The organism is Candidatus Rhabdochlamydia porcellionis (assembly GCF_015356815.2).
GTDB classification, from domain to species: domain Bacteria; phylum Chlamydiota; class Chlamydiia; order Chlamydiales; family Rhabdochlamydiaceae; genus Rhabdochlamydia; species Rhabdochlamydia porcellionis.
Genome location: NZ_CP075585.1, coordinates 342,384 through 355,732 on the forward strand (window position 1 = coordinate 342,384; position 13,349 = coordinate 355,732).

The following is a 13,349-nucleotide window of genomic DNA, read 5'->3' on the forward strand; positions in this document are numbered from 1 at the left end:
AATTCTTGAGGCTTTATTATAGCCAATGATTAATAAATCCTTTGATGTTTGTTCTTTATTGTCCTTGATATAGGGATCGGCTTCTGCTTTTCTCTGGAAAGATCTTATAGAGGCTATCTATTCTATTAAAGAAGTGTTGCTTATCTTATTTTCCATCTTTGTTGCGTAAGGTGAGTAAGTTAAATGAATGCCTTTTTAAAAAATAAATAAAACTTTATTTTTGATTAGAGTCTTTAAAGAAGGCTGCTCTGATGTTAATTAGATATTTTTAAAAATATTTTTAATTCTCTCTAAATTAGCTTCGTATTCTTCTTCATCCAACAGATAAATGTTACAAATGTCTTCGAGAACTTTTGAGGATTGTCTATAGCCAATGGTTATTAGATCCTTTGGTGTCTGTCCTTCATTATCCTTAATATCAGGACTAGCCCCTGCATTTAATAAGGCAGAAATCATAGCATAATCTCTTCTTAAACATGCTAGGTGTAAAGGAGTGTAACCTTCCTTGGTTTGTAAGTTGGGATTGGCTTTCAAATCTAGAAGGATATTGACAAGTTCAAGATTGGAAACTTCAAGGGGTTCTTTATGTTTGCTTAGTTTTTTGTATCCTTTAGCAATAGCTAAATGTAGAGCAGTATTTTGATGTAGAAAGCATTGGATATCTAAATAAGATCCTGGACCTAGTTCCTGTAAAATTAATGATGCATTAGTATTGCGCGCGTTGGCTATTGCCCATATTAATCCCGTATTACCCCAATTATCTTGTAATGATGGATCTATACCAGCAAAGATAAGTAGACTAAGATAGTCTTTAGCTCGATCCATTTTTGAAAGATGATGAAAGAGAGTTCCATTAAAAAAGCGTGGAAACTTAAGGTTAATGAACTCACTCTTTTTTCCCTTTTCTAAAAGAATTTCGAATTTATTTTTGTCACTTGATCTTGCTGCATTAGAAATTTCTTGAACCCAATTTAAAGCATCTTCTGATATTACTATGGGTTGTGAAGAGGCAGATATGGACTCTTCCCCTTGAGTATTGACTAAATGCTGAACTTGTTCCTTGATATGGAGCAACTCGTACTGTACATTTTCTGTGAGACTGTGGCAAAAATCAATATCGGATAGAGTTTCTATCAATTGTTGTGCAGTTCCGTTGATTTCATTTATGAAATCCTGGATACCTTTTTTGATTAAGGAGTCTCTAATTTTTTTTGTCGCAGTATGCGCTTCTTTTCTGATTTTTTCTATATTCTGAATATAAATAATTTTATCAAAATTTTGGAAATTTGAGGTATGAGGTACCCGGTCAGTTTCTGCAGCTTGGTGGTTATAAGAACATAAAACTTTTAGAGCAACATACATGATCGTACTAGCTATAAGAATGAGCAGGCTTGTTCCTATGAATGCAGATAAGACTTTTTTGCAGGATTTATCCTCAAATCTTGTATGCATTGTACAAGTTAAATAAGAATAACCCAGAGCATAAGGTTGGATTAAAAGAGCTGCTATGCGCTTGGGTGGGTTGAGCAACAAATATTCGCTAGTGAACTGAATAGACACTTAAATCCTTAAGTATAAATAAGTAAATTTTAGATATTAATGGTTATGTTTTATGCCTTGCAAAAATTTTATCTATAAAAAGCATTATCAGAAGTTCTTATTGAATTAAATAATTTTCTGAGAGATTTCAAAAATGGATTCTATAAGAAACTAGTTTAAACTGTAAAAACACTTATCATAAATTTTTCTTGTTGATTTCTGCTAAGATATGATATGAGTCTTTTCGTAAATACAAAAAAACTGTTTATGTTTTGACTTTTGCCTATCAGAAAAAATCCTTTTTGTTTCTTTCCTTGTTCTTTTTCTGTGCCGATAGGCATAGACCAATGTATTTAGTTTTTTCATTTTTTTATTATTAGCTTTAAGATCTAAAAAACTTGAATTTTGTTACGAAGGATTATTTTTTATGAATGCAGTGCCTTCAAACTCTCGCCCAATTGCATGGGCAGTATGGATTATTGCATCTATCTTTTATGCATACCAATATATTTTAAGAGTAATGCCTAACATTATGTTGAGTGATATTATGCAGCAGTTTGATATTGGGGCAGCAACTTTTGGTCAATTTTCTGGGGTTTATTATATTGGTTACTCATTTATGCATTTACCAATTGGTATTATGTTGGACCACTATGGTCCAAAGAAAATGATGACTGCCTGTATACTTTGTACATTAGTAGGGTTACTGCCCCTTATTTTTTCTGAGCATTGGGTTTATCCGATTGCTGGGAGATTCTTAATAGGAGTTGGTTCTTCTGCAGCAATTTTAGGTGTCTTTAAAATCATTAGGATGACATTTAATGAAAAGTTATTTCCTCGTATGTTAAGTCTTTCTGTAACCATAGGTTTAATAGGCGCAATCTATGGAGGAGGGCCTATGAGCTATATGCGGGAGGTTTTTGGTTACCAAACAGTCATACAATTATTTGCTGTATTAGGATTATTATTAGCAATTATTACTTATTGGATCGTTCCAGATATGAAAAATCGCTCACAAAAAACAATGTTCTCTGATATTAAAGAAGTATTAAGCAATAAGAGAGTGATTTGGTCTTGTGTTTTTGCTGGGATGATGGTGGGTCCTTTAGAAGGATTTGCTGATGTATGGGGAACTGTATTTTTAAAGCAGGCCTATGGATTTGATGGGAGAGTGGCCGCTAGTATACCATCGATGATTTTTATGGGGATGTGCTTTGGAGCTCCTGTGCTAAGTTTGATTGCGGAGAGAATAGGCAATCTGACCACGATTATTGGATCTGGAGTAATAATGGCAGTTTGTTTCTTTCTTATGCTTTTTTGGTACTTAGGACCTGGCATCCTTGCTGTGGGCTTTGTTTTAGTGGGAATGTGCTGCGCTTATCAAATTTTAGCTATTTACAAAGCTTCAACTTATGTACGCGAGCAGGTGGCTGGATTAACTACAGCTGTCGCCAATATGATCATTATGATCTTTGGTTATGCTTTTCATGCCAGTATAGGCGGCATTGTTAATTTTATGGGAGGGCCCGACTTCTCTCATGCTCTCGTGTATGGCGTAGCTGTAATTCCCATAGCGCTTTGCTTAGGGGTTGGTGGATTCATCTTATTGCTTTGTTCTCCTGGAGAAAAAGTACAAATACAAGAAAGTCAAAAAAGCTTATGAATGTAAAAAAACTAATGTTGTGTACACATTTAATAAAAGCACCAAAGTAGTATTATTTGGGGACTTTTATTAAATTAATCATTAGCTTTAAGTATTTCCATAAAAGCAGACTGAGGGATATTTACCTTGCCAATTTCTTTCATTTTCTTCTTTCCCTCTTTTTGCTTTTCCCATAATTTGCGTTTACGTGTGATATCTCCACCGTAACACTTAGCAGTGACATTTTTAGTCAATGCGCGAATGGTTTCACGAGCTACAATTTTCCCTCCAATAGCAGCTTGGATTGGCACTTTAAATTGTTGCATGGGGATCACATCGACTAGTTTTTTACAGATAGCTCTTCCTTTACCTTCAGCTTTTGTGCGGTGAACAAGACAGGAAAAAGCATCTACTGGCTCTTCATTAACGCGAATCTCTAATTTTACAATATCGCTGATTTCATATTTTTCAAACTCATAATCAAAAGAACCATAGCCTCGAGTAACTGATTTCAGTTTATCATTAAAATCGGTAATAATTTCATTCAAGGGGAATCTATAGGTTAATAGTAATCTCTTTGCATCGATTGTTTCTGTTTTAGTGAGTTCTCCACGTTTATCCATCCCTAAACTCATAATAGCACCTAAATATTCAGAATGAGTTATGATATGACAAATTACCCAAGGCTCTTCAATATATTCAATGAAAGTAGGATCGGGATAATGAGCAACATTATCAATCAGTAGATTTTTACCATCGGTTAGGGTAAATTTATAGACAACACTAGGAGCTGTTGTGATAATGTCTAAAAAAAACTCTCTTTGGAGTCTTTCAAAAATGATTTCTAAATGCAAAAGGCCTAAGAACCCACAACGAAAGCCAAATCCTAAAGCCATACTACTTTCTTGTTCTACCTGCAAGGCAGAGTCATTGAGCTGGAGTTTGAAAAGAGCGTCTCTTAACATTTCAAAATCAGAAGAATCAACGGGATAAATACCCGCAAAAACAACAGGAGAAATCGTCTTAAATCCAGGCAAAGGATCAATAGCTGATTTGCGAGCAGAAGTGATAGTATCACCGATTTTTACATCAGCTGTATTTTTAATATTTGCTAGAAGATACCCTACTTCTCCAGGTCTTAATGTATCAACTGGCTTTTCTTTTGGTGAAAAAATACCTACTTCTAGAACTTCAAAGACCTTATCTGTAACCATCATTTTAATCAGGGTTTTCTTCTTAATTTCTCCACTCATGACGCGTATATAGACGGTAACCCCGCGATATGGGTCATAGTGAGAATCAAAAACCAATGCACGAAGGGTATCGTCTACAGGTTCGGAAGGAGGGGGGATAAAAATAAGAATTTGTTCTAAAATATCTTTAATTCCTATTCCGGTTTTAGCAGAACATAAAATGGTATGAGATGTATCTAAGCCAATGACATCTTCAATTTGCTGCTTTACTCCTTCTATATCAGCAGAAGGAAGATCTATCTTATTGATTACGGGAAGAATTTCTAAGTCCCGTTCAATGGCTAAATGCACATTTGCTAAGCTCTGAGCTTGTACACCTTGTGCTGCATCAACGACAAGTAAAGCTCCTTCGCAAGCAGAAAGAGAACGAGATACTTCATAGGAAAAGTCTACATGTCCTGGAGTATCTATAAAATTCATTTGATACATTTCCCCATCATTTGCTAAGTAATACATCGTAACAGGATGCGCTTTAATCGTAATCCCACGCTCTCTTTCTAAGTCCATATCATCTAAAACTTGATCCTGCATTTCACGAATGGAAATGGTACCGGTAATTTCTAATAATCTATCTGCAATCGTGGATTTTCCATGATCGATGTGCGCAATAATAGAAAAATTGCGAATCTGTTTGCGATTGTATGTAAACATGAAAGTCCTAAAGAATTAAAGTCGATGCTATTCTACTATTTTTGGTTAAAGTGCTCAATATCAATTATTGCATTTGTCTTCAAATAAAAAACCCCTTTTTCGTATGAACAGAAAAGGGGTTTCTTGTCAAATTAAGTAAAAGAAGAGAAAAACTTTAACTAGTAGTTACCTCTTGCTCTACACTTGGTTTAACAGCTGCTTCTGTTGGAATAGATTCAGCTGCAAGTTTGGCTTGTTCATCTTTCTCAGCGCTCAATTTTGCAAATTGTTTACCAAGAGAGTTGGCTGCAAATATCCAACCAAGGATAATCAGTAGTAAAATACCGCCAATATAAGGAGTAACTGCTCCTAAAGAACCAAAGGCTACTATTAATCCTTGCTGTGCAAGCGATCCGCCAGATTTACCTAATCTAGCTCCTACAACATCAATAGCAGCTTTTCCTTTAACCTTTGATTCTTGATCAAGGGGGATATAGGCCATTTCTTTTGTAGGATCAAATAAAGAATATTTAGCGGATTTACTCATGATGTTTTGAGCAGTTCCAAATATCACAGCTAGCATTAAAGGTGTTGTTCCTAGAAGGGCAATCATGCCTGCTAAAGAATCGCGGAAAATCACGAATGAGAAGAAACAAATTCCTGTAACCAATAGGACTATCGGAGTAATCAAAGCACCGACTTTCCAACCAAAACGGCGGGTTATGTTACCCCCGACAAACAACATCATAAAGATAGTTATAGCCCCTGTAATTGTAGAGAACTGTCCCATAAAGGCCTGATAATCATTGCCATTAGGATATTGGAGCTTCAATTGTCCTTTCCAGGTTACCTCCACCAAATTGATTGCAATCCCATAAGCGATTACCAAAACGGCAATACAGCCAATGTATTTAGAGCGAGTTAGGAATAAAAAACTCTCTTTAAGAGACATTTTGGGCTTTTCTTTCTTTACACGGCGCAATTCATTAGGATCATAAAATCTACTGTCTGTTAAAACATTCTTGTCGATCCATCTATAAATTGCCATAATGATAAGGCCTGAAAGGCATACCATACCAACCATATAATTTATAGTAATTCCCCATGCATCAACTCCTGCAGAGAGCCCTTTTTGCATTTTTGAGAAGTAAATAATAGCAGGGCCAGAAAAGAGCATAGCTACGTTTGCTCCTAATCCAAATAAAGTATAAAAGCGCTTAGACTCAGATACTTTGGTAATATCATTAGCAAAACCCCAAAAAAGTAAGGATATGGCTACACTACCCCATAATTCTGCCATCACATAGAAAAGAGAAAAGGTCCAGTTTCTGAGCATGGAAATCATTCCACTAAACCCTTGAGGAAGAATTGTTTGTAGCTTGTCAGCTAGATCATGGGGATGGAAAAACTCACGGTTTGGATAAAATACAAGAGCAAATAAGGCAAAGTATCCAATGAAAAAAGAGATTGTGGAGTAAAAAAGCTTTTGTTTGCTAAAGATATTGCTTAATTTAGAATAAACAATCATAAAAAGCACAGCCAGAGGTAGAACTGCCCATACCTTTAAAAAAGGAAGGGTTTCAGCACCAGAGCCTGGGGCTGTAACAACTAGCGCATCTTTAGTATCTCGCAAAATTGTGTAGTTGAAGTTAATAAAGAAGAAGAGAAAGAACATGGGGAGTAACTTTTTCAGCTCGAAATTATGCACGGGCCAAAGAAAGGATCTCCATTTTCCAAATTCGGTTTTTTTTGTTTCTGACATAATAATATAATCCTTTAGACAAGGTTCAAACAATTTTTTTGTAAACTGAAGTCGATTGCGATAGGCTTAAAAGGTTTTTAAGCAAATAAAGTTTGACATTTCAAATCTACGTTACAACTAATAAATTATACCACAAATTTATTTCTTTTCAAGAGTAATTTACGGAGTATTAAGAGTTTATTTATTCAAATAAATGTTTTTTTTAATTTTAAAACATTGATAATGAGATAAATAAGAAAAACACCTGCTTTTTTAAGTTGTTAAAAATCAACAAACAGGTGCTTTCAGATGAATTACTTGTTGCTTTGCATAGCAGAGAGAATATCCATTAAAGAAGCATTGGTAGGTGGATTTTGCTGAGTATTTAGAGATTCTACATAAGCATTCCATAAATCAGGCTCTACTCGAGAATGACGAATAGAGGCAATTAATTCTCTTTTACAAGTTGCTAAAGATTTTTTAGGGGCTAAAATGGAAACCATTTCTTTATCTCCGGCTAAACGAGCAATATTTAGCATTCTTTCAATTTGATTGCGGGTAAAAGTAAGTTGATCGCGACGTTTGCGAGAACCTCTAGCAGCGCGTTGTTTAGGAGGGACAGTAGCTGGTCTTTCTGAATTAATAATATATTTTTCAAGCATAGAGCCGAGTTCATGAGGTTGACGGGTTTTCATTTTTCTTAAAGTAAAATGGTGCATGTAACCGCCTGATGTCATCGGTAAGTACTTACAGAGATCGTTTTCTTTTCTTCCATTGACTTTTTTAATTGCTTTTGCAATAACGTCTTCGATTTCTTTTAAATTTTTTGTTTTATGCTCGACTATATCTTCTTTATGGTTCATAAAGGCGTCCCTTTTGTTGCAAATTGTTTTCTTTTGAGTCTTTAGATTAAACTAAATTGTTTCTTTATTTTCAATCTTAACTTTACAGATAACTATAAATACAGTTATGAATTTATCTTTTTTTAAATGCTTAAGATCCTCTACATGGCTTTTAAATTTATAGATAAAGTAATTTCCTTTAATTTTATGACAAGTTTCTTTTTTTGCAATAATTATTTGTATTTTACAAAAAATCTCTAAGAAGATTTAATCTATTCAGATTTTTTTTAATTTTGCTTAATTTTTTAAGACAGATGTTTGCTAATATCTCTTAGCATTTGAGTTTTGGATTGAAAGAGTTTAAGATTATTCCGTATTTAGAAGTAATTATAGGTTTACTAATGTGCCAATAATTGATAAAATGACTTTTTTTAAAATAGAGTTTGGTCTAAATGAATAAGCGGATAAAAATAATTGGATCTTTTTTTTCTATAGGGTTTTTAAGCTTTCTTTTTCTGTTATCCTGTTGTAGTAAAACGAGGGTATCGTCAAATCTATTTAATCAATGGATGCAACCTAGTGATAAGATTAAAGTGTTATCTACTGTAGCTATGATAGATGATATTGTAGGACAAATTGGACAAGAAAACATTTTACACATGCCTCTTATTTTAGGTCAAATAGATCCTCATAGTTACGAAATGGTCAAAGGAGATGATGAAAAGCTTCGGATGGCAACTATTGTGTTTTATAATGGTTTAGGTTTGGAACATGGGGCTAGCTTAAGCAATCATTTATTAAGTCATAAAAATGCCATTGCTTTAGGGGATGTAGTAGCACACCTAGTTCCAGAAGAAATGATTTATATAGACAGGACAGTTGATCCTCACATCTGGATGGATATCTCGTTATGGAGTCTAATCATAGACCCCATCGTGCAAGAATTATCTAGATTAGATCCTGAATCGGCAGAATTTTATAAGCATAACGGAGAAAATCTTTTAGAATCAATGCAAAGAATGGACAAAAAGATTTACAATGCAATGCATAAATTCCCTTCTTTTCAACGCTATCTTGTTACAAGCCATGATGCATTTAATTATTTTACACGAGCTTATTTATCAAATCCTGATGAAGAGTATTGGCAAAGCCGAGTAAATGCACCAGAGGGTTTAGCTCCAGATGGACAATTAAGCTCAAGCGATATCCAATGCATTGTAAATTTTTTGTTAGAAAAGCGTATCCAGACGGTTTTTCCTGAGTCTAGTGTTAATCGAGACGCATTGAACAAGATCATTCACGATTGCCAGAAAAAAGGACTCAAGGTTCACATGGCTAATTCTCCTCTTTATAGCGATTCAATGGGAGGAAAAGATAGTGGGGCCAGTAATTACTTGGATATGATGTGGCATAATACAAGTGCAATTCTTTCAGAATGGGAAAAAACTAAGGACTTACATGCAAAATGCTATTAAAGTAGAAAATCTTACGGTGACTTATGGCAAAACGGCGGTTCTTTGGGATATTAACTTAAACATTCCAAAAGGAAAACTCGTAGGAATTATTGGACCTAATGGAGCAGGAAAAAGCACTCTTTTAAAGGCTATGTTAGAAATGGTTGATGTGCTATCGGGTACCATTACTTTTTTGGATCAGACTTTTAAAAAGTCTCGCAATAAGATTGCCTACGTACCTCAACGCTCTTCTGTAGATTGGGATTTTCCTATCACAGCTTTTGAGCTTGTTTTGATGGGTAGGTATAACAAGATAGGGTATTTGAAATGGCCTAAAGCAGCAGATAGAGAAGCTGCAAAAAAGGCATTAGGCCTAGTAGGGATGCTCTCTTTTGCAGATAGACAGATTAGTCAATTATCTGGAGGACAACAACAAAGATTATTTATTGCTCGAGCTCTTTTACAAGAAGCAGAATTTTATTTAATGGATGAGCCTTTTGCAGGGGTTGATATAGCAACAGAGAAAGCCATTGTAGTTTTAATGGATAAGCTCAAGACCCAGGGGAAAACTCTACTTGTTGTGCACCATGATTTATCAACTGTAAAGGCCTATTTTGATTGGGCTGTTTTATTAAACACATGTTTAATTGCAAATGGTTCTGTGCAAGAGGTTTTTTGTTCTGATATGATTATGCGTACTTTTGGAAGATCACATGTTTTATTAGACGAGGCAGCTCAGTTAACACAAAACAAGGCTACAGGGGTGTCGTGATTTTATCTTCTGTATGGCAATTTTTTTCTGATCCTGTCCTGCAAGCACCAACAATTGCTAGCATGCTAATGTGTTTATCAAGTGCTCTTGTAGGTGTAATTGTTCTTATGCGCAAGCGATCTTTGTTAGGAGAGGCTTTATCTCACGCGGCTTATCCAGGGGTTATTTTATCTTTGCTCTTTTTATCCACTTTTTTTCCTGGGCAATACAACTTGGTTTCTTTAAGTGTTTTAGTTGGGGGATTTATTTCTGCTTGTATAGGCTTGTGGTTTCTCGAAAAAATGCAGAAATTAACTAGGATAAAAGATGATGGAGCGCTGTGCTTTATTCTTTCTTCTTTTTTTGGAATAGGAGTTTTATTTGCAAGTCGTATGCAAACGACAAATGTCATTTATTATAAAATGGCACAAATGTTTCTGTATGGACAAGTAGCTACTATGACTCAGGCCCATATTTGGATTTATGCAGGGTTAACTTTGGTTGTTATAGCTATTATTTTGCTTTGCTACCGACCCATTATTCTTATTTTGTTCGACAGGGATTTTTCAAGGGTTTTAAATACTCCTGTGCGATTGATTGAAACAATATTATTTTTCCTTCTTGTCTTAGCAATTGTCATTGGGATTCGAAGTGTAGGTGTTGTTTTGATGTCCGGTATGTTGATTGCTCCCTCGGTTGCTGCTCGTCAATGGAGCAATCGATTAAGTAAAATATTTATTTTATCTGCTGTTTTTGGAGCTATTAGTGGGTTTTTAGGTAATTATTTATCTTTTGAAGTTCCTAAATGGTTTGGTAATGAGCGATTTTCTTTCCCAACAGGGCCTATGATTCTATTAGTAGCTATATTTTTAGCTTTTTTCTCCTTATTTTTTAGCCCTACAAGAGGTTTTGCATTTCGCTTATGGCGAATTGCTAGATTTCGATGGAATTGCAAGGAAGAAAATCTACTTAAATTGCTGTGGAAGTTGCAGCTTCAAGAAGGGTTGTCCAAAAAAGAGATACAAGCAAAATCTAGTTTGCCTTATGTTCATACCACTCTTCTTCTTGGATACCTTAAACAACAAGGATGGCTAAAAAAAATAGATTTTAAGTATAACTTAACTAGCGATGGGGTCCAAAGAGCAGCAAGGGTCATACGTTTGCATAGATTGTGGGAGGCGTATTTAGTTTACTTAGGACAGGGGATAGAGAAAGTGCACCGAAGTGCAGAAGAGATGGAACATATCATCAGTCCTGAGATAGAAGCTCAGCTGACAGAACTTTTAAATGACCCTAAACAAGATCCTCATTTGCAACCTATTCCGGCAAAAGAAGCAACTTTATGAATCCCTATTTTGCAAAAGATTTTTTTTCTTTTTTTACAGTATTTATGCAACGTTTATTTCTCTTTTTTAACGGACAGCTTTCCTCAACAGAAATAGCCTCTGATGAATTACAGATCTTTGTATTGAGCTTAATCTCTTGTGCAAGCGCAATTGTGGGAAGTTTACTCGTCTTAAAGAAAAGCACTATGTTAGCAAACAGTTTATCTCATACGGTTTTATTAGGGATTAGTGTGGCTTATCTAATTATAGCCTTTTTCTCCACACAACAAACCCAAGTTATCATGGGAGTTTATGCTTTATTATTAGCAGCTTTTATCACTGCTATACTTACAACTGTGCTTACACAATTTCTTATCCATTCTTTAAGATTGCAAGAAGATGCAAGTATTGGGCTTATATTTACTCTTTTCTTTGCTTTAGGTGTGACGGTTGTAACTATGTATACAAAGAGCACTCATTTAGGGATAGAAGCTGTAATGGGTAATGTAGATGCTTTGCATCTAGATGATTTAAAGCTTATTTCTTGGGTTGTTTTATTAGATATATTTGTAGTAGGGATCTTTTTTAAAGAGTTTAAATTAGTTATTTTTGATCCTTGCTTTGCAACAGTTTTAGGAGTAAGACCCTCTCTATTTCATTACCTGTTAATGGTCTTAACCGCAGCCACTGTAATTGGAGCATTTCGTGCTGTGGGGGTTTTATTGGTATTAAGCTTGCTTGTCGGTCCTGTTCTCATTGCGCGAATTTTCACAAAACGTTTAAAACCCATGATCTTCTACTCTTGTATGATTGGATCTTTTTCTTCTTTGTTTAGTGTGGCTATGACCAGGCATTTACTCTCTGTGTACGATATGCCTTTATCCACAGCTGGTCTTGTTGTGTTTATAATCACGGTTATTTATTGTGCTTCTTTATTGTTTATTAAAATAAAAGGATCCGTCACTCTTTCTAGAGTAGCTAAACAAAAAAAATGCTTAGAATTAAAATGAGTACTATATGAAGCAAAAAAATGTAGTTATTTTAGGTAGCACAGGTTCCATTGGAACCCAAACTTTAGATGTAATTGATCATCTTAAATCTGAGGGTTTCAAGCCAGTTGCATTAGCTGCTCATTCTCAAATTGATCTCTTAGAAAAACAAGCACATAAATGGCAGCCACAAATCATTGCAGTTTATGATCAGCAAAAAGCATTTGAGCTACAAAAACGCTTACCTCAACAAAAAATTGTTACAGGTATAGAAGGATTGAAAGAGGTAGCTTCTCTTCAAGGAGCTGATATTATTGTATCTGCTATGTCTGGAAGCGTAGGAATAGAGCCTACTTTAAGCGCTCTAAGAGCGGGAAAAAATGTAGCTTTAGCTAATAAAGAAGTTCTAGTAGCTGCAGGAGAACTCATCATGCGCACTGCAAAAGAACATGAAGCTTTTGTCATTCCCATCGATAGTGAACATAGTGCTTTATTCCAATGCTTAGAGGGAAAAGATCATATGTCTGTGAAAAGGTTGCTTTTAACCGCGTCTGGTGGACCTTTTTTACATTATTCTAGCGATAAACTCTCTCAAGTTACGTTAAAAGAAGCTCTTGTACATCCTACTTGGCAGATGGGTGTAAAAAATACTATTGATTCCTCGACTTTAATGAATAAAGGATTAGAACTAATTGAAGCGCATTTTTTGTTTGGCATTACGTCTGAAAACATAGAAGTTGTTGTTCATCCGCAGAGCGTCATTCATAGTATGGTTGAGTTTATTGATGGTTCGGTGTTGGCTCAAATGTCTGCTCCTACTATGTTAGTTCCTATTCAATATGCACTGAGCTATCCTAAACGTTATCCAGGCTTAATTGAGCGGTTTGATTACGCACATTTTTCCAAATTGGAGTTTTTACCGCCTGATCCTGGTTTTAAATGTATAAATCTTTGTTATTATGCATTAAAGCAAGGAGGAACAACTCCTTGTTATTTAAATGCGGTGAACGAAGTGTTAGTGGAAAGATTTGTGAAGGGCGAAATTCTTTGGATAGATATTTCAAATAAATTAGAAAAATTATTAATGAATTATCAATCAGAGAAAGAGCTAACTTTGGAAAAAATTCTAGAAACGGATAGACTTGGTCGTTTACATGCAAACTCTGTTTAAAAAGGTATAGGA

General features: G+C 35.0%; 10 protein-coding genes. 6 read left to right on the top strand and 4 right to left on the bottom strand.

Going from position 1 to position 13,349, the window contains the following annotated elements; translation table 11 throughout:
- Positions 1–258: 258 nt before the first annotated feature.
- Positions 259–1,560, bottom strand: coding sequence for an ankyrin repeat domain-containing protein (locus RHAB15C_RS01645; RefSeq protein WP_194845029.1), 1,302 nt, complete (start codon positions 1,558–1,560; stop codon positions 259–261).
- A 406-nt stretch (positions 1,561–1,966) separates the two neighbouring features.
- Between RHAB15C_RS01645 and RHAB15C_RS01650 the strand changes: the two genes are divergently transcribed.
- Complete coding sequence (locus RHAB15C_RS01650; protein WP_194845028.1) at positions 1,967–3,202, top strand: MFS transporter; 1,236 nt, start codon at positions 1,967–1,969, stop codon at positions 3,200–3,202.
- Between the two features lie 74 nt (positions 3,203–3,276).
- On the opposite strand, the gene lepA is transcribed toward RHAB15C_RS01650, so the two are convergent.
- The 3 genes from lepA to RHAB15C_RS01665 all read right to left on the bottom strand — a co-directional run bounded on the left by lepA (position 3,277) and on the right by RHAB15C_RS01665 (position 7,668).
- Positions 3,277–5,085 carry a translation elongation factor 4 gene (lepA, locus tag RHAB15C_RS01655; RefSeq protein WP_194845027.1) on the bottom strand — a complete coding sequence of 603 codons (1,809 nt, stop codon included), beginning with the start codon at positions 5,083–5,085 and terminating at the stop codon, positions 3,277–3,279.
- A gap of 154 nt (positions 5,086–5,239) precedes the next feature.
- Positions 5,240–6,826 (bottom strand): NTP/NDP exchange transporter, encoded by a 1,587-nt coding sequence (locus tag RHAB15C_RS01660; RefSeq protein WP_194845026.1) that lies wholly within the window; start codon positions 6,824–6,826, stop codon positions 5,240–5,242.
- Positions 6,827–7,119: 293 nt separating this feature from the next.
- Positions 7,120–7,668: a hypothetical protein gene (locus tag RHAB15C_RS01665; protein WP_194845025.1), complete on the bottom strand. Its 549-nt coding sequence runs from the start codon at positions 7,666–7,668 to the stop codon at positions 7,120–7,122.
- 572 nt (positions 7,669–8,240) lie between these two features.
- On the opposite strand from RHAB15C_RS01665, the gene RHAB15C_RS01670 reads away from it, so the two are divergent.
- From RHAB15C_RS01670 to dxr, 5 genes are read left to right on the top strand one after another with little or no spacing between them, the layout of a single operon-like run.
- On the top strand, positions 8,241–9,122 hold the full coding sequence (locus RHAB15C_RS01670) for a metal ABC transporter solute-binding protein, Zn/Mn family (RefSeq protein ID WP_194845024.1): 882 nt from the start codon (positions 8,241–8,243) through the stop codon (positions 9,120–9,122).
- Entirely contained in the window at positions 9,106–9,873 is a 768-nt protein-coding gene (locus RHAB15C_RS01675; RefSeq protein WP_194845023.1) for a metal ABC transporter ATP-binding protein, read from the top strand. The genes RHAB15C_RS01670 and RHAB15C_RS01675 overlap by 17 nt, the downstream gene beginning before the upstream one ends.
- Positions 9,870–11,198, top strand: coding sequence for a metal ABC transporter permease (locus RHAB15C_RS01680; RefSeq protein WP_246587588.1), 1,329 nt, complete (start codon positions 9,870–9,872; stop codon positions 11,196–11,198). The genes RHAB15C_RS01675 and RHAB15C_RS01680 overlap by 4 nt, the downstream gene beginning before the upstream one ends.
- Positions 11,195–12,187 (top strand): metal ABC transporter permease, encoded by a 993-nt coding sequence (locus RHAB15C_RS01685; protein ID WP_194845022.1) that lies wholly within the window; start codon positions 11,195–11,197, stop codon positions 12,185–12,187. Before RHAB15C_RS01680 ends, RHAB15C_RS01685 begins: the two co-directional genes overlap by 4 nt.
- Positions 12,188–12,194: 7 nt before the next feature.
- Entirely contained in the window at positions 12,195–13,337 is a 1,143-nt protein-coding gene (gene dxr / locus RHAB15C_RS01690; protein ID WP_194845021.1) for a 1-deoxy-D-xylulose-5-phosphate reductoisomerase, read from the top strand.
- The last annotated feature ends 12 nt before the right edge of the window (positions 13,338–13,349 follow it).

Coding starts and splice junctions, on each gene's coding strand:
- RHAB15C_RS01675 (WP_194845023.1), top strand. CDS start 9,106: ATGCAAAATGCTATTAAAGTAGAAAATCTTACGGTGACTTATGGCAAA.
- dxr (WP_194845021.1), top strand. CDS start 12,195: ATGAAGCAAAAAAATGTAGTTATTTTAGGTAGCACAGGTTCCATTGGA.
- RHAB15C_RS01650 (WP_194845028.1), top strand. CDS start 1,967: ATGAATGCAGTGCCTTCAAACTCTCGCCCAATTGCATGGGCAGTATGG.
- RHAB15C_RS01660 (WP_194845026.1), bottom strand. CDS start 6,826: ATGTCAGAAACAAAAAAAACCGAATTTGGAAAATGGAGATCCTTTCTT.
- RHAB15C_RS01685 (WP_194845022.1), top strand. CDS start 11,195: ATGAATCCCTATTTTGCAAAAGATTTTTTTTCTTTTTTTACAGTATTT.
- lepA (WP_194845027.1), bottom strand. CDS start 5,085: ATGTTTACATACAATCGCAAACAGATTCGCAATTTTTCTATTATTGCG.
- RHAB15C_RS01665 (WP_194845025.1), bottom strand. CDS start 7,668: ATGAACCATAAAGAAGATATAGTCGAGCATAAAACAAAAAATTTAAAA.